This is a genomic window from Pseudomonas sp. 8(2025), assembly GCF_052665325.1.
Map to the genome: position 1 here is coordinate 105,165 of NZ_JBQOIE010000004.1, position 13,874 is coordinate 119,038.

The 13,874-nt window shown below is 66.1% G+C and carries 13 protein-coding genes; 4 read left to right on the forward strand and 9 right to left on the reverse strand.

The features are described 5' to 3' along the window. Positions 1–4 precede the first annotated feature (4 nt). A complete protein-coding gene (gene arnB, locus ACUXVH_RS10225; RefSeq protein ID WP_011061331.1) occupies positions 5–1,144 on the reverse strand; it encodes a UDP-4-amino-4-deoxy-L-arabinose aminotransferase in 1,140 nt (379 codons plus the stop codon). Between the two features lie 462 nt (positions 1,145–1,606). On the opposite strand from arnB, the gene ACUXVH_RS10230 reads away from it, so the two are divergent. Next, a complete protein-coding gene (locus ACUXVH_RS10230) occupies positions 1,607–2,548 on the forward strand; it encodes a site-specific integrase (RefSeq protein ID WP_065364078.1) in 942 nt (313 codons plus the stop codon). Positions 2,549–2,560: 12 nt separating this feature from the next. Here the strand turns inward: ACUXVH_RS10230 and ACUXVH_RS10235 are convergent, their stop codons facing one another. From ACUXVH_RS10235 to ACUXVH_RS10250, 4 genes are all read right to left on the reverse strand, one after another. After that, on the reverse strand, positions 2,561–2,773 hold the full coding sequence (locus ACUXVH_RS10235) for a FecR/PupR family sigma factor regulator (protein ID WP_065364077.1): 213 nt from the start codon (positions 2,771–2,773) through the stop codon (positions 2,561–2,563). A gap of 109 nt (positions 2,774–2,882) precedes the next feature. Next, positions 2,883–3,947 carry an ABC transporter ATP-binding protein gene (locus ACUXVH_RS10240; protein WP_065364076.1) on the reverse strand — a complete coding sequence of 355 codons (1,065 nt, stop codon included), beginning with the start codon at positions 3,945–3,947 and terminating at the stop codon, positions 2,883–2,885. After that, positions 3,944–5,554, reverse strand: a complete 1,611-nt coding sequence (locus ACUXVH_RS10245; RefSeq protein ID WP_065364075.1) for an ABC transporter permease — start codon at positions 5,552–5,554, stop codon at positions 3,944–3,946. Before ACUXVH_RS10245 ends, ACUXVH_RS10240 begins: the two co-directional genes overlap by 4 nt. A gap of 4 nt (positions 5,555–5,558) precedes the next feature. Then, the gene (locus ACUXVH_RS10250) at positions 5,559–6,572 is read right to left on the reverse strand and encodes an iron ABC transporter substrate-binding protein (protein ID WP_065364074.1); all 1,014 of its coding nucleotides are present in this window, start codon (positions 6,570–6,572) and stop codon (positions 5,559–5,561) included. Between the two features lie 301 nt (positions 6,573–6,873). On the opposite strand from ACUXVH_RS10250, the gene ACUXVH_RS10255 reads away from it, so the two are divergent. Both ACUXVH_RS10255 and ACUXVH_RS10260 read left to right on the forward strand, forming a co-directional pair. Then, positions 6,874–7,329, forward strand: a complete 456-nt coding sequence (locus ACUXVH_RS10255; RefSeq protein WP_445494700.1) for a glucosaminidase domain-containing protein — start codon at positions 6,874–6,876, stop codon at positions 7,327–7,329. Beyond that, positions 7,323–7,793: a hypothetical protein gene (locus ACUXVH_RS10260; protein WP_011061324.1), complete on the forward strand. Its 471-nt coding sequence runs from the start codon at positions 7,323–7,325 to the stop codon at positions 7,791–7,793. Before ACUXVH_RS10255 ends, ACUXVH_RS10260 begins: the two co-directional genes overlap by 7 nt. 44 nt (positions 7,794–7,837) lie before the next feature. On the opposite strand, the gene ACUXVH_RS10265 is transcribed toward ACUXVH_RS10260, so the two are convergent. From ACUXVH_RS10265 to ACUXVH_RS10280, 4 genes are all read right to left on the reverse strand, one after another. Continuing rightward, positions 7,838–9,328, reverse strand: coding sequence for an aldehyde dehydrogenase family protein (locus ACUXVH_RS10265; RefSeq protein WP_065364073.1), 1,491 nt, complete (start codon positions 9,326–9,328; stop codon positions 7,838–7,840). A 137-nt stretch (positions 9,329–9,465) separates the two neighbouring features. After that, positions 9,466–9,975, reverse strand: a complete 510-nt coding sequence (locus tag ACUXVH_RS10270) for a sn-glycerol-3-phosphate transporter (RefSeq protein WP_227454061.1) — start codon at positions 9,973–9,975, stop codon at positions 9,466–9,468. 102 nt (positions 9,976–10,077) lie between these two features. After that, positions 10,078–11,550, reverse strand: a complete 1,473-nt coding sequence (locus tag ACUXVH_RS10275; protein ID WP_202945056.1) for an alpha/beta hydrolase — start codon at positions 11,548–11,550, stop codon at positions 10,078–10,080. After that, on the reverse strand, positions 11,550–12,326 hold the full coding sequence (locus ACUXVH_RS10280) for a helix-turn-helix transcriptional regulator (RefSeq protein WP_065364072.1): 777 nt from the start codon (positions 12,324–12,326) through the stop codon (positions 11,550–11,552). Before ACUXVH_RS10280 ends, ACUXVH_RS10275 begins: the two co-directional genes overlap by 1 nt. Before the next feature lie 108 nt (positions 12,327–12,434). Here ACUXVH_RS10280 and ACUXVH_RS10285 point away from each other — a divergent pair, with 108 nt between their 5' ends. After that, positions 12,435–13,850, forward strand: a complete 1,416-nt coding sequence (locus tag ACUXVH_RS10285; RefSeq protein WP_011061319.1) for an MFS transporter — start codon at positions 12,435–12,437, stop codon at positions 13,848–13,850. The last annotated feature ends 24 nt before the right edge of the window (positions 13,851–13,874 follow it).

The following is a 13,874-nucleotide window of genomic DNA, read 5'->3' on the forward strand; positions in this document are numbered from 1 at the left end:
GGCTTCAGTCCAAAAGGTTTGCAATGGCACCGGTCACCCGCTCGACATCGTCGAGGGTCATGTCCGGAAACAGTGGAATCGAGCATAGCCGCGCCGAATTCCATTCGGTATGGGGCAGCTGCACTTCAGGGAAGCGCTGTCGGTAATAGGTATGCAGGTGCGTCGCAATGAAGTGGATACCGGTGCCGATGTTCTGTTCCTGCAGGCCTTTCATGAAGGCTTCGCGGTCCAGGCCGCAGCGTTCGGCGTCGATGCGCAGGATGAACAGGTGCCAGGCATGCTGCTGCGGGTACTGGGGCAGGAGCAGGGGCTGTACCGGCAAGCCTTCCAGGCGCTGCAGGTAGGCCTTGGCCAGCACTTCACGCTTGGCGTTGATCTCGTCCAGGCGTTGCAGTTGCACCAGGGCAATGGCCGCGTTCATGTCCGCCAGGTTGTACTTGAAGCCGGGCTCGATGACCTGGGCCTGTGGCTTGCGGCCATGGGTCAGGCGGTCGTAGGCGTCCACTCCCAGGCCGTGGAACTTGAGCATGCGCACGCGGTTGGCCAGGGCTTCGTCATCGCTGACGAACATCGCGCCTTCGGCGCACGTCATGTTCTTGATCGCGTGGAAGGAAAAGATCGCCGTGCCCCGGGCGCCGATGGCGCGGCCACGGTAGGTGGTACCGGCGGCGTGGGCGGCGTCTTCGATCACCGCGATGCCGTGCTTGTCGGCCAGGGCATAGAGCGGGTCGAGGTCGAAGGCTGCGCCGGCGTAGTGCACCGGGATGATCGCCTTGGTCCGCGGGGTGATGGCGGCTTCGATGGTGGCGGCGTCGCTCATCAGGGTGTCGGGGTCGACATCGACGAACACCGGGGTGGCGCCCAGCAGGCAGATCATGTTGGCGGTGGAGACCCAGGTCTGCGACGGGGTGATCACTTCATCCCCGGGGCCGATGCCCAGGGCCAGCAGGGTGATGTGCATGGCGCCGGTGGCGGAGGACAGTGCCACGGCGTGGCGGGCGCCGACGCGTTCGGCGAACTGCTGTTCCAGTTCCTGGTTTTTCGGGCCGGTGGTGATCCAGCCGGAGCGCAGAACCTGCTCCACTGCAGCAATCTCTTCTTCGCCAATACTCGGGCGCGAGAAAGGAAGGAAAGCCTGGTTCATGGTTACCTCGGGTTTACACAATGCGAATTACTGGAATACGGGTTGCTGCGGGTGAACGGACAGTTCATGGAAAGCGGGGAGGTCTTGCAGTCATCAAGGCGCATCCAGTTATTGAGCCAACAGGGCATTCCATGCAGCGAATCAGTAAAGACTAGGTTTGTGAAAAGTAAAGGTGGATCAAGGTGTTATCTTTACAACCTGAGAACAAACTGCACTCGGACGGTTGTCTGTCGGGGGCTGAGATTAAGCCGAAAATTGTGAAACGAATATGAAAAATAAGGTAAAAGTCCGTTTTTCTGCGAGCCAGACAGCTAGTGTTCAGTTTGTTTCCAAAGTTATCGAAGTGCGCAGGCCTGGCGGCTTTTGTAACCAGTTTTCAATGGGTATTGAAGGGGCCACCGGGAGTATTTTTTTCACCTCGCCAAGGTGCTACCCGGTACAACCTTGCCCAGCGGAGCATCCATGAACCTGCCGGGCCATGACCGCGCCGCCGGCCTTGACGCGCCCAACCCCTTGAACCTGTACCTGAGGCGCCTGGCCCCCTCCAGCCAGTCGACCCTGCGTTATGTGCTGCAGGACGCCGCCGACCGCCTGGGCTACGCCGAACAGAACCTGGAAGAAATCCCCTGGCACCTGCTGCAACCCGAGCATGTCACGGCCCTGGTGGCCACCTTGCGCGAAGACGGCTATGCGCCCAATACCTCATCGCTGTACGTCAACGCCCTGCGCGGGGTGATGAACGAGGCGTGGCGGGCCAGCCTGATCAGCCAGGACCACCTGCTGAAGATGCGTTCGGTCAAGGCCATCAGCGGCACGCGCCTGGCCCGTGGGCGCAACCTCAAGCGCGGCCTGATCCATGAACTGATGGCTGTGTGCGCTTCCGACCCGCGCCCCCAGGGCGTGCGCGATGCAGCGCTGATTGCGCTGCTCTATGGCTCGGGCATGCGCAAGTCCGAGTCGGTCAACCTGGACCTGGCCCAGGTGGATTTCAGCGAGCGCAGCCTGCAGGTGCTGGCCAAGGGCAATCGTCAGTTAATCAAGTACGCACCCACCTGGGCTTTCGACAAGCTGCAGGCCTGGCTGGACCTGCGCCGCCGGCATCTGCCCGCGGGCCTGGTAGACGACCCGTTCCTGTTCAACCGCATCCGCCGGGGCGGGCACATCACTCGCGAGCGCATCACCAAGCACGCCATCTACTACATTGCCCGGCAACGCGGGGCGGAGGTGGGCGTGCGGATCATGCCCCATGATTTCCGGCGCTCGTTCATCACCCGGGTGATCGAGGAACACGACCTGTCGCTGGCGCAGAAACTGGCTCACCACAGCAACATCCAGACCACGGCCAGCTATGACCTGCGCGATGACAACGAACGGCGCCGGGCCATCGACCGCTTCGATCTGTAGGTCGTGGCAGGGTCAGAGCGAGGGCAGGGTGGGCGACAACTGCCCGGTGAGGTCCCAGGCTTCCAGCATCTTCGCGTACTCGAAGGCATGGCTCGGGTCGCTCTGCAGCCAGTCCTCGAATGCCCGGCGCTCGGCCAGGCTGCAATCGGCCTCGCGCAGGCGTATGCACCAGTGCGCGGCCTGCATCATCAGGTATTCCTCTGCTTGGCTGGCAGAATCAGTCATGGTTCATTCCTTGTTCAAGGTGGAGCCGGTAGCCACGCTGTACAGCGGCATGGCTGAAGTATCGGAGCGATTGCCGCGCGTGACCATGATCAAGGGCAGCATCCTTCACTCAAGCACCGGGGGCCGCCCCCAGCACATGGGCATGCCCCAGGGTGCGGATGCGCACCCGGCTGCCGACCGGTAGCGCATGCAGGCCGGAACTGCGGACCGGCACCAGTTGTTCATGGCCCCCGGCACCGGCCACGCCGATGCTCAGGGTGCAGGTGTTGCCGGCAAAGTCGCAGTCCCTGACCACTCCCGGGCAACTGCCGGCGCCATCGCCGTCGTCCGCCAGCACCTGCAGTTGCTCGGGGCGCAGCATGATCCGCGCCGGGCCCTTGAGCGAGCGCTCGCGGATCGGCACCTGCCCCAGGTCACATTGGGCCAGCCCCTGGTCCAGCTGCGCCGGCAGCAGCACCGCCTCGCCGAGAAACAGCGCAGTCTGGGCATCCCGCGGGTGCTGGTACAGCTCCAGCGGCGCACCGGCCTGCACCAGCCGGCCCTGGCGCATCACCGCCAACTGGTCGGCAAAGGACAAGGCCTCGGCCTGGTCATGGGTGACCAGAATGGTGGTCACCCCGGCCTCAGCCAGGAGCCGTGCCACGGCCTTGCGCATCGAGGCCCGCAGGCCGGTATCGAGGGCGGAAAAGGGTTCGTCCAGGAGCATCAGCCGCGGGCGCTGCGCCAGGGCCCGGGCCAGGGCAACCCGCTGCTGCTGGCCGCCGGAAAGCTCGTGGGGCCAACGGGCGGCCAGGCTGCTATCCAGAGCCACCATGTCCAGCAGCTCGGCAATGCGCTGCTGCCTGTGCGGGTTCTTGCCCGTCAGGCCGAAGCCGATATTGGCCGCCACGTTGAGGTGCGGAAACAGCGCGCCATCCTGGGGTACATAGCCGATCAGGCGCTGATGGGCCGGCACCGCGCCCTGAGCGTCCGCCAGCACCTGGCCATTGAGGCTGATGCGCCCGCGATCGGGAAACTCGAAGCCGGCGATCATTCGCAGCAAGGTGGTCTTGCCCGAGCCCGAAGGGCCGACGATAGCCGTGCGGCTGCCGGCGGGCATGCCGAGGCTGATGTCCTGCACCGCCGGCACGCCGCCGAAGGATTTGTGCACTGCGTGGAGTTCGAGAGCGTTCATCGGCCCGCCGTACGTCTGGATTGATGGTAGAGGAGGCCGGTCAACGGCAGGGACAGCAGGATCATGATCAGGGCATAGGGTGCCGCGGCGGCGTAGTCGATCTCGCTGGTCCTGGCCCAGAAGCCGGTGGCCAGGGTGCGGGTGCCGTTGGGCGCCAGCAGCAGGGTCGCGGTCAGTTCATTGCTGATGGCCAGGAATACCAGCGCCGCGCCGGCTGCCGCTCCCGGTGCCGCCAGGCGCAGGGTGACCCGCCACAGCGCCTGGAGCGGCGAGCGGCCCAGGCTGCGGGCGATGTTTTCCAGCTCCACCGGTGCCTGGGCGATACCCGCCCGCAGGCTGACCAGGGCCCGGGGCAGGAACATCAGCAGGTAGGCCAGGAGCACGGTGAAGCTGGTCTGGTAGATCGGCCTGGCGAATTTCACCGTGACCGTCACCAGGGCCAGGGCCACCACGATGCCGGGCAGGGAACTGGTGAGGTAGTTGCAGCTTTCCAGTAGCCGCAGCAGGCGCCCCGGGGCACGGATCGACAGCCAGGCCACGGGGATCGCTGCACAGGTGGTCAACAGCGCCCCCAGGCTGGCCAGCATCAGGGTCTGGCGCAGGCTGGGCAGCAGCTCCGGCACCTGCCAGACCTCAAGGCCGCCGGCCAGCAGCCAGTTGCCCAGGGTCAGCAGGGGCACGCCCAGGGCCAGAGCACTGGTCAGCGCCGCCAGCAACAGCCCCGCGGCCCGGGCCACGCCGCGCAAGGCCTGGATGCGCTGGGGCCGCGGGCTGCCCGAGCCGACCCGGGCATAGCGCGCCTGGCCACGGCTGGCGGACTCCACCCCCAGCAGCACCAGGCAGCACAGCACCAGGATGCCCGCCAGCATGTTCGCCGCCGGGCCGTTGTAGGTGGATTGGAACTGGTCGTAGATGGCGGTGGTGAAGGTGTCGAAGCGGATCATTGCGTACAGGCCGTACTCGGCCAGCAAATGCAGGCCTACCAGTAATGCGCCGCCGCCCACGGCCAGGCGCAACTGTGGCAGTACCACCCGCAGGAACAGGGCCCAGGGTTCGAGCCCCAGGGCCTCGGCCACGTCTTCCAGGGCCGGATCCAGCCGGCGCAGGGTGGCCGCCGCCGGCAGGTAGACAAAGGGGAAGTAAGCAATCACCGACACCAGCACCGCCGCTGGCAAGCCGTGCAGCGCGGGCGCCAGGCTGACCCAGGCATAGCTGTGGACGAACGCCGGCACGGCCAGGGGCGCCACGGCCAGCAGCGACCAGATGCGCCGCCCGGGCAGGTCGCTGCGTTCGGTCAGCCAGGCCAGCGCAATCCCCAGCAGCACGCACAGCGGCAGGGTCAGCACCAGCAGCAACAGGGTATTGCCCAGCAGCTGCGCGACTCGCGGGCGCAGCACCAGCTCGGCGATGGTCGCCCAACCGGTCTGGATCGAGATGCCGACGACAAATCCCAGGGGCAGCAGCGCCCCCAGCGACACCAGCAGCGCCGCGCCCAACAGCCAGGGAGCGGCCCGCCGTCCCGGCCCGTGGCGGCGATAGCCAGTGTGGGTCGCGGCAGCGACCCGGGTCGTATCCCCGGCGGGCAAGCGTGAGAGGTCGTCGGCCATGGGTTTACAGGAGGCCGGCCTGGGTCATCAGGTCCACGGCTTTCTTGCTGTTGAGCCTGGCGGCGTCAACCTTGGGCGCGTCCAGCTCGGCCAGGGGCACCAGCTTGGGATTGGACTGCGCGCCCAGGCCCACCGCGTATTCGAACGACTTGCCGCTGCCGAGCACTGCCTGGCCCTTGGCGCTGGTGATCCACTTGAGGAAAGCCTGGGCCTGCTCCTGGTGCTTGCTGGAAGCCAGAACCGCACCGCCGGAAAGGCTGACAAACGCCCCTGGATCCTGGTGCTTGAAGTAGTGCAGGGCGGTGTTCTTGCTGTTTTCCCCCGTCTTGGCCTGGTCGACGAAGCTGTAGTAGTGATAGATCACACCACTGTCCACCTGGCCGGCGTTGACCGCCTTGAGCACCGCGCTGTTGCCCCGGTAGAGGCTGGCATTGCTCTTCATCCCCTTGAGCCATACCAGGGTGGCGGCTTCGCCCTTGAGTTCCAGCACCGCGCTGACAATGGCCTGGAAGTCGGCTCCGGCAGGGGATGCGGCCCAGCGGCCTTTCCAGGCTGGGTTCGCCAGGTCGAGCAGGGACTTGGGCAGGTCGGCCTGCTGCAGCTTGGCCGGGTTGTAGACGAACACCGTGGAGCGCGCGGCGATGCCCACCCAGTTGCCGTGGGTTGGACGATAGGCAGCCGCCACTTGCTCCAGGGTGGTCGGAGCCACTTTGGCGAACAGCCCGGCGTTGTCCACCAGGGCCATGGCCGGTGAGTTCTCGGTGAGGAACACGTCCGCCGGCGAAGCCTGGCCTTCCTGCACCAGCTGGTTGCCCATTTCGCTGTCATCACCGTTACGCAGGGTGACCTTGATCCCGGTGTCCCGGGTGAAGCCTTCGACCCAGGCCTTGGTCAGGCCTTCGTGCTGGGCGTTGTACACCAGCAGGCCGTCGGCATCGGCCGCATAGGCATGGCCGGCAGTCAGCAAGGCACCGACCAGCAGGCCGGTTTTCAAGCGTGAGGGGATACGTGGGGTCATGGAGAAGGCAGCTCCTGCGGTGGTTTTTGGATGCATCAAGCCGGAAGAATCGAGCCGTCGGGCAGCTCAAACAATAGGAATCATTTGCAAATGAAAACTGCGCGCAATGTAGAGCGGCAAACAAGAAAAAATCGTCAAATTTATGGTGAATTCCCGTGATGCCCGGAGGTTCTCGCGGTAGCCGGTCACGCGTCTGCCTTGAGGCTGTGACGCACTCGACAGCGTGGGCCCCGGGTTGCTTTATAATCACGCGGCGAAAACCGCAGTAAATGGAATTGACCGGTCAACCGAGGGAACAAACGTGAGCGCCAGACTCTGCAACAACATCAGTGCCGTGACCTTTGCCAGCAAGTACAAGGCGGTGTGCCAGCCGATTGCCGACCAGCTGGACCTGCCGGTGGAAAACCTGCTGGGCCTGGCCGCCCAGGAAAGCCAGTACGGCACCGGGCGCATTGCCCGGGAACTGAACAACTACTTTTCCATGCACGCACCGGCCCCCCTGCAGATCGGCGCCGAGGCGCCCCTGGGCAACGCCAGCATCAAGGTGGCCAAGTTCGACTCCTTCCAGAAGTCCGCCCAGTCCTTTGCTTCGAGCTTTGGCACGGCAGTACGTGGCCAGCGTGACCCCATGGCATTCGCCCAGGCGCTGGTACGCAGCGGCTACAACACCGGCAACGCCAAGACCGGCGGCCGGGATGGCTTCGCCCGCTATCTGGCGGACATCATCATCGCGGTCAGAGGGCGCATGGCGTGCTGAAACTCAAGAGCCCTTCCTGGGTGCTTGGCCTGTCCCTGGCCTGCACCACACTGGTGGCCTGCGCCACCGATAGCCTGCAGCCGGCCCGGATCAAGGACAGCGGCCTGACCCGCGAACAGGCGGAGCAGGTCCTGCGGGTGGCCCTCAAGCACCAGGACTATCAGTTGCAGCGCCCCGGGGTGTTCATCGACGGCGACCTGCAGGACGAAAACGGCAAGCCGCCCCATCCCGGGTACTACGACTTCAGCCTCGGCTACAACGACCCCAAGGCCGGGGCCACCGAGTACTGGGGCCTGTTCTCGGTCAGCCTGAACACGGGCGATACCTGGGAAATCAACAGCTGCAAGCGCCTTGATGGCGCCGAGCTGCGAGCCTTGCAGCGGCGGGTCATGGCCCGCACCGGCAAGAGCCTGGCGGATGAAAAAAGCCAGCGCGAGGGCCTGGGCTGCGAAGACCAACAATAAGCCTAGGAGCACCGTCGCCGCGTGCTCTTCCAACCTCTGGCTCATCACTCGGGCAGCCCTGCGGCGAAGGCTTGCACCGGCGCCTGCTGCGTGGCCGGGGCCGCTGCAGCACCGAGCAATAGGCGCTTGGGCCGCCGGAAAGCATCCAGGGCCCTGGGAGACAGGTCGCCGGCCAATTGCGACAGGGTCCAGTGGTGCTCGCTGTCGGGGTGGTTCGGCACGGGCGGCGGGTTGATCCGCACCCGGGCGCTCAGTAAGCGTTGGGCCAACTGCACCGCGTGCGCCGGATCTTTGCTGAACAGGGTCACCTCAAAGCTTGCCGGGCAATCGTTGGCCAGTTGCGCGGCTGCGCCGAGGTCACTCACCCGTCGGATGACCGCCACCGGGCCCAGGCACTCTTCCTGGGTGATGACCATGTCGTCGTCGATCTCGGTGAGGATCACCGGCGGTTGCAGGCTGCCGGGCAGCGGGTTTTCGAGTGCCTGTTCTCCGGCCAGCAGTGCGGCGCCCTTGGCCAGGGCGTCACGCACCAGCCGCCGGACTTTGTGCCGTGCGGCCTGGCTGATCAGCGGCCGCACCGCGCTGCTGGAGTCGTGGCCCGGGTGGCGGGTGTGCTCGATGAAGTGCCGGACGAACAGGTCATGGACCTGCGCCTCGACGAAAAAATGCTGGATCGACAGGCAACTCTGGCCACCGCGGCTGAAGGCGGCGCGAGCTCCGTAGGCGGCGGCGAGCGCGACGTCGGCGTCCTGGGCAACGATCATCGCGCCGCGGCCGGTGCTCTCGATCGCACAGGGCTTGAGCAGTTCGGCGCAGGTCACCGCCACCGCGCTGGCAGCGCCGACACTGCCGGTGAAGGCCACGGCATGGGTGCCGCTGGACTGCAGCAGCCATTGCCCGGTGGCGGCGTCCCCGGGAATGCACGAGACCAGCCCCGCCGGCAGGCCAGCGAAGTGCTGCATGAAGGCCAGGGTGGACAGGCTGGCGTTCTGCGCCGGCTTGACCAGGCAACTGTTACCGGCCGCCAGGGCCGCGGCCAACGTGCGCCCCAGCAGGGCAATGCCCAGGGCGAACGGCAGGATATGCACGCTGACGCCATAGGGCTCATACCGTAGCCGGCACTGCGCTGCACCGTTCGGGCTCGGGGCCGGGACATCGCTGTCGGCCAGTGCCCCGTAATAGCGGAACACGGCTGCGCAGTGATCCAGCTCGGCCCGGGCTTCGGCCACGCAAAGCGCCAGTTCCCGAGTCATCTGCCGGATGATCTGCCGGTTCAGTTCACTGTCGGCGGCCATGCTGTCCGCCAGTTGCAGCAACAGCGCCTGACGCTGATCCGTATCCAGCAGGCGCCACAGGGTGTGGGCAACGTTGGCCGCCGCCACCGCGGTGTGCACATCGTCCTTGGTACAGCTGGGGTTGAGCCCGATGGGCTCGCGGGTGTCCGGGTTGAACACCTGGTGCGGGGCATCGCCGGAAGCCGGCAGGTACAGCGGGTTGATATAGAACTGCGGGTTCCAGGGTTGAAAACCGTGCATTGGAAGATCCCTTTCCAAGTGTGCCGGGACTGGCAACGATGGCAACGCCGGGCCACCGCGGCGCGGTGGTCATTCAGCGGGGAGTCTAGGAAGGGGAGTGCAGAGGCGTCTTGTACGATTGTGCGAGGGCCGGGTGCTCAGAGGCGGTAGCCGACGTTGACCATCACCGCCGCGGCCCCCAGCACCACCAGCTCTGCGCCCACCGGGCCGTAATGGGTGCCGATGGCCGGGATCAGCACCGGCGCCACGCCAAAGTGGTTCAGCGGGATTTTGTCCTTGTAGTCGCCCTTGTAGCCCTGGATCAGGCCGCCACTGAGCTTGGCGTAAACCGGCCAGTCGGCATTTTCCCAGGCCTTGCCGACGTAGGCGTAGTAGGAACGCTGGGAGAAGGAGTTGCGAAAGGTGCTCACGCCCCACAGTTCACCGTCGGCGTAGTTGCGCTCCAGGCCGATCAGGTCCTGGTGGTTGTTGTGGTCGGGGTCGTTGCTCCAGTGGTTGGTGTACACGCTGGTCTGTACGTACCAGAAGTCCTGTTGCTGGTCGGCCTGGGCGCTGGCGGCCGCGCCCAGCAACAGCAGGGCCGCAGCGGCGGCTTTCAGGGTGCGGTGCTTGGGCGTTGGCAGGCGCAGGGCCGGAGATTGAAGCATGGAGATCATGGTCTTTCCCTGCCATGGCGGCAGTTGCGCCCCCTCGGAAATCAAGGAGGGTAGGGGGCGGCGAAACTACCACTCGGGTATTCACGGGATCAATCAATGAACTGTTGCTTTATCTATCTGCGCCTCGATGCGCTGGATCAGGTAGGGGTAGAACGGGTTCGCGCTCAGGCGCATCAGCTCATCCATGGGCACCACCAGCACACCCCGTTCGCCACGGGCGGCAATGGTGCCCAGGTGCACGCCAAAATCCTCATCGGGGCTGGGCTGGGTGCCGTACAGGCCGTCATCGACGGGGAAGGGCAATGCCACATGGGACAGGGAAAACACCCCCGGCGGGTAGGCCAGGCCAAGGGGCCGCCGGCTGCTGTCCGGGCTCAGGGCGGGGGTGCTCACTTCTTCCAGTGCCGCGCTGCCCGTGCCTTCGTTGCTGAGGATGCGGGTGGTGTAGTTGCGTGGCGCGGGCGGTAGCAGGCTGGCCAGGGAGGTGACGCTGGCCGGGTCCAGCAGCCCTTCGAAATCACGCTCGCGGTTGAGGTCGAAGATCACCAGTTCACTGCCGTTGGCCGGCAGTTGCCGGTACAGCCCACTGACCAGGGCCGGGGTGCTGACGGTGGCGTCGGTCAACGACTGGAAGCTGAGGATAGGTGGCAACCGGGCCAGCCGTGGATCACCCACCAGAGCCAGGAGCTGCTTTTGCAGGGTGTCGGTCAGCAGCCAGGACTGGCGCGCGGCATTGGCTGGAAACGAGTTGTACTTGAACGGGTTGTATTCGGGCCGCAGGTTGAGCCACGCCGCCTTGCTGAAGGCCGGGAACACCGCAGGCAAGGCGGCCAGCCCGGCAAAACGGGCGGACGAGGCGACGCCGATCATCGGGGAAATCAGTACCAGGCGCTGGGCCTGGGGCAACTGCGGGTCGCTCAAGGCATCCAGGGTGTACTTGACCGCCAGTGCGGCGCCGTTGGAGTAGCCCACCAGGTGCAGCGGAGCCGGCGCCGGCACTTCGGCCCGGGCGGTACGCAGGGCCAGGCGGGTGGCGGCCAGCCAGTCCTGCCACTGGGCATCGGTCAGCCCCGCCGGCACCGTGCCATGGCCGGGCAGGCGCAAGCCGATGGCCAGGTAACCGTGCTCGACGTAGCGCTGGGCGACATGCCGCAGGCTGTAGGGCGAATCGGTCAGGCCGTGCAGCAGCACCACCACGCCCCGGGGCGTACCCGCCGGGCGCAACAGGTAGGAACGGTTCCAGTTCGTGGCAAAGCGTGGCGGGTAGGCCCGGCTGTCCTGGCGGTAGCGGTTGAAGGGCGGTACCTGCCCGGGGTCCAGGCGCTCGCTGACCTGCTGCCGGACCTCGGTGAATACCCGGTCCTCGGCCTGCAGCCAGGCGCCCCAGTCGGCGTGGTCCAACTGCTCCACGCTCAGTTCATGGGGCACCTTCAGGTGCCAGGGCTGCAGCGCCGGGCCGCGCTCGCTGTCGTAAGCCCGCCAGGCCAGCAGGGTCAGGGTGGCGACGCCGAGGATCAGCGCGCCCTGTTTGAGCAGGCGGGACAGGACTGGCAGGGGCACGGGCATCAACTCACTGGGGTGGCACGGATGCGATAGACGCAGCGTCGATCGCCGGTAATCAGGTGTTCCACGCGCTGCACCTGGCCCAACTCGCCGATGGCGGCCTGGAACACTTGCAACTCGGAACGGCAGAAGCCCTGGCACTGCTGGGCCGCGACGCAGATCGGGCAATGGCTCTCGATCAGCAGCCAGGCATCTCCGTCGGCCTCGACACTGGCCATGTAGCCGGCCACTTCACGGATCTGCGCCAGGGCCCGAACCCGCTGCTCCAGGGTCGGCAACGGCGCGCAGACGCTGAGGTACTCGGCGCTGTTGGCCCGCTCCATATCGCTGACGATGCGCTCCACGCCGTCGGCGCCATACACCGCGCGGATCGAATCGATCAACTGCAGGGTCAGGTTGGCGTGGGTATCGGGAAAGCGCGCCTGGGCCAGCTCGGTGAGCACCCATTTCTGTGAGGGCCGCCCGGCGCCCTGGGCCGGCATCAGTTGGCCGACGATCAGTTCGCTGTCCACCAGCTTCTGCAATTGCTGGCGCGCGGCTTCCTGGGACACCTTGAGCAGCGGCGCCAGGTCGGCGGTTTTCAACGGGCCGCGGGTTTTCAGCAGAAACAGGATCCGCTCGGCGGTAGCCCCGGGGCTTTTCTTCTCGGTGGAGGGGGAAATCGAAGACATCTGGGCCATTAACCAATGCACAGGTGGGGTATCAGGAGCGTCCATGACGCCGGCAACCACGCAAGCATAACAGGCTCGGGCGCAGGGGCTCGCAGCTTGTCGATCCATTGCCTGCTGCTGGGGGGAACTGCGGGAACGGCTGGAAAAAACAATTATCAAAGTATTTGCTTGTGTATTACATTCGCCCAACAGCGAACAACACACATGGAGAACGGCATGGCATCGACAAGCGGATGGTCGGCACTGTTACTGGGCAAGAACGGGCTGCGTTCTGCGGCCCTGGCCGGTGGCGTGGCCCTGCATGCAATCAACGTCTACCTGGTAACCACCCTGTTGCCTTCGGTGGTCAAGGACATTGGCGGCCTGGACTACTACGCCTGGAACACCACCTTGTTCGTGGTGGCCTCGATCATCGGCTCGGTGCTCTCCACCCGGGCCCTGGCGCTCCTGGGGCCCAAAGCCGCGTACGGCCTGGCGGGCCTGGTGTTCATGCTCGGTTGCAGCCTGTGCGCCCTGGCGGCGGACATGGGCGGGCTGATCCTCGGGCGCAGCGTCCAGGGGCTGGGGGGCGGCCTGCTGTTCGCGTTGCCCTACGCCATGATCCGCCTGGTGTTCGACGAGCCGCTGTGGCCCCGGGCGATGGCGTTGATTTCCGCCATGTGGGGCGCAGCGACCCTGATCGGCCCGGCGGTCGGCGGAATTTTCGCCGAACATGGGGCCTGGCGCGCGGCGTTCTGGGTGCTGCTGCCCTGCACCTTGCTGTTCATGCTGCTGGCCGTTGCACTGTTGCCGGGCAAGAGTCGGGAAAGCGCGCCCCGTAGCCCGATTCCCGCCCTGCAACTGCTGTTGCTGACCGCCGTGGTACTGGCCATTTCCATCGGCAGCATCACCCCATCGCCGCTGTACAACGCCCTGGGGCTGGGAGCCGGGCTGGTTCTGCTGGTGCCGGTATTCGCTCTGGAGAACCGCGACGGCGCGCGCTTGTTGCCGCGCAATAGCCTGAAGGCCGGGAGTGCCTTGCTGGCGCTGTACATTTCCATGGCCCTGCTGGTGGTGGGCATGACCAGCGAGGTCTTCGTACCGTTGTTTCTGCAGGTGCTGCATCAGCAGACGCCGTTGCTGGCAGGTTATATCGCCGCGCTGATGGCCGCCGGCTGGACCCTGGGGGCGATCTTCAGCTCAGGCCTTGGCCCGCGGGGCGCGGCCCGGGCGATTGCCATCGGACCGTTCCTGGTGGTGGCCGGGCTGCTCCTGGCCTGCCTGTTCATGCCTGCCACCGCCACCCCGGCCCTGAGCCTGGGGGCGGTGTGCCTGGCCATGCTGCTGGTGGGCGTCGGTATCGGCCTGGCCTGGCCGCACCTGCTGTCCCGGGTTCTGGAACAGGCCCCGCAGGATCAGAAGGAACTGGCCGGCGCCTCGATTACCACGGTGCAACTGGTGGCCACTGCCCTGGGGGCGGCGCTGGCGGGAATGATCGTCAACCTGGCAGGCCTGACCTCCACGGGCGGGACTGCTGGCGCGGCCCAGGCTGCGGCCTGGCTGTTCGGCCTGTACGCCGGGCTGTCGGCGCTGCTGTTTGTCTCGGTGCGCCAGGTACGGCGCAACGGTTCACCGCACCTGGCCCAAGCCTGAACCCTGTCGGGCGTGCGCCTGGCG

What these genes read in the sequence shown, in the direction of transcription:
- arnB (WP_011061331.1), bottom strand. Translation starts at nt 1,144, where the DNA reads ATGAACCAGGCTTTCCTTCCTTTCTCGCGCCCGAGTATTGGCGAAGAA.
- ACUXVH_RS10230 (WP_065364078.1), top strand. Translation starts at nt 1,607, where the DNA reads ATGAACCTGCCGGGCCATGACCGCGCCGCCGGCCTTGACGCGCCCAAC.
- ACUXVH_RS10235 (WP_065364077.1), bottom strand. Translation starts at nt 2,773, where the DNA reads ATGACTGATTCTGCCAGCCAAGCAGAGGAATACCTGATGATGCAGGCC.
- ACUXVH_RS10240 (WP_065364076.1), bottom strand. Translation starts at nt 3,947, where the DNA reads ATGAACGCTCTCGAACTCCACGCAGTGCACAAATCCTTCGGCGGCGTG.
- ACUXVH_RS10245 (WP_065364075.1), bottom strand. Translation starts at nt 5,554, where the DNA reads ATGGCCGACGACCTCTCACGCTTGCCCGCCGGGGATACGACCCGGGTC.
- ACUXVH_RS10250 (WP_065364074.1), bottom strand. Translation starts at nt 6,572, where the DNA reads ATGACCCCACGTATCCCCTCACGCTTGAAAACCGGCCTGCTGGTCGGT.
- ACUXVH_RS10265 (WP_065364073.1), bottom strand. Translation starts at nt 9,328, where the DNA reads ATGCACGGTTTTCAACCCTGGAACCCGCAGTTCTATATCAACCCGCTG.
- ACUXVH_RS10270 (WP_227454061.1), bottom strand. Translation starts at nt 9,975, where the DNA reads ATGCTTCAATCTCCGGCCCTGCGCCTGCCAACGCCCAAGCACCGCACC.
- ACUXVH_RS10275 (WP_202945056.1), bottom strand. Translation starts at nt 11,550, where the DNA reads ATGCCCGTGCCCCTGCCAGTCCTGTCCCGCCTGCTCAAACAGGGCGCG.
- ACUXVH_RS10280 (WP_065364072.1), bottom strand. Translation starts at nt 12,326, where the DNA reads ATGGATCGACAAGCTGCGAGCCCCTGCGCCCGAGCCTGTTATGCTTGC.
- ACUXVH_RS10285 (WP_011061319.1), top strand. Translation starts at nt 12,435, where the DNA reads ATGGCATCGACAAGCGGATGGTCGGCACTGTTACTGGGCAAGAACGGG.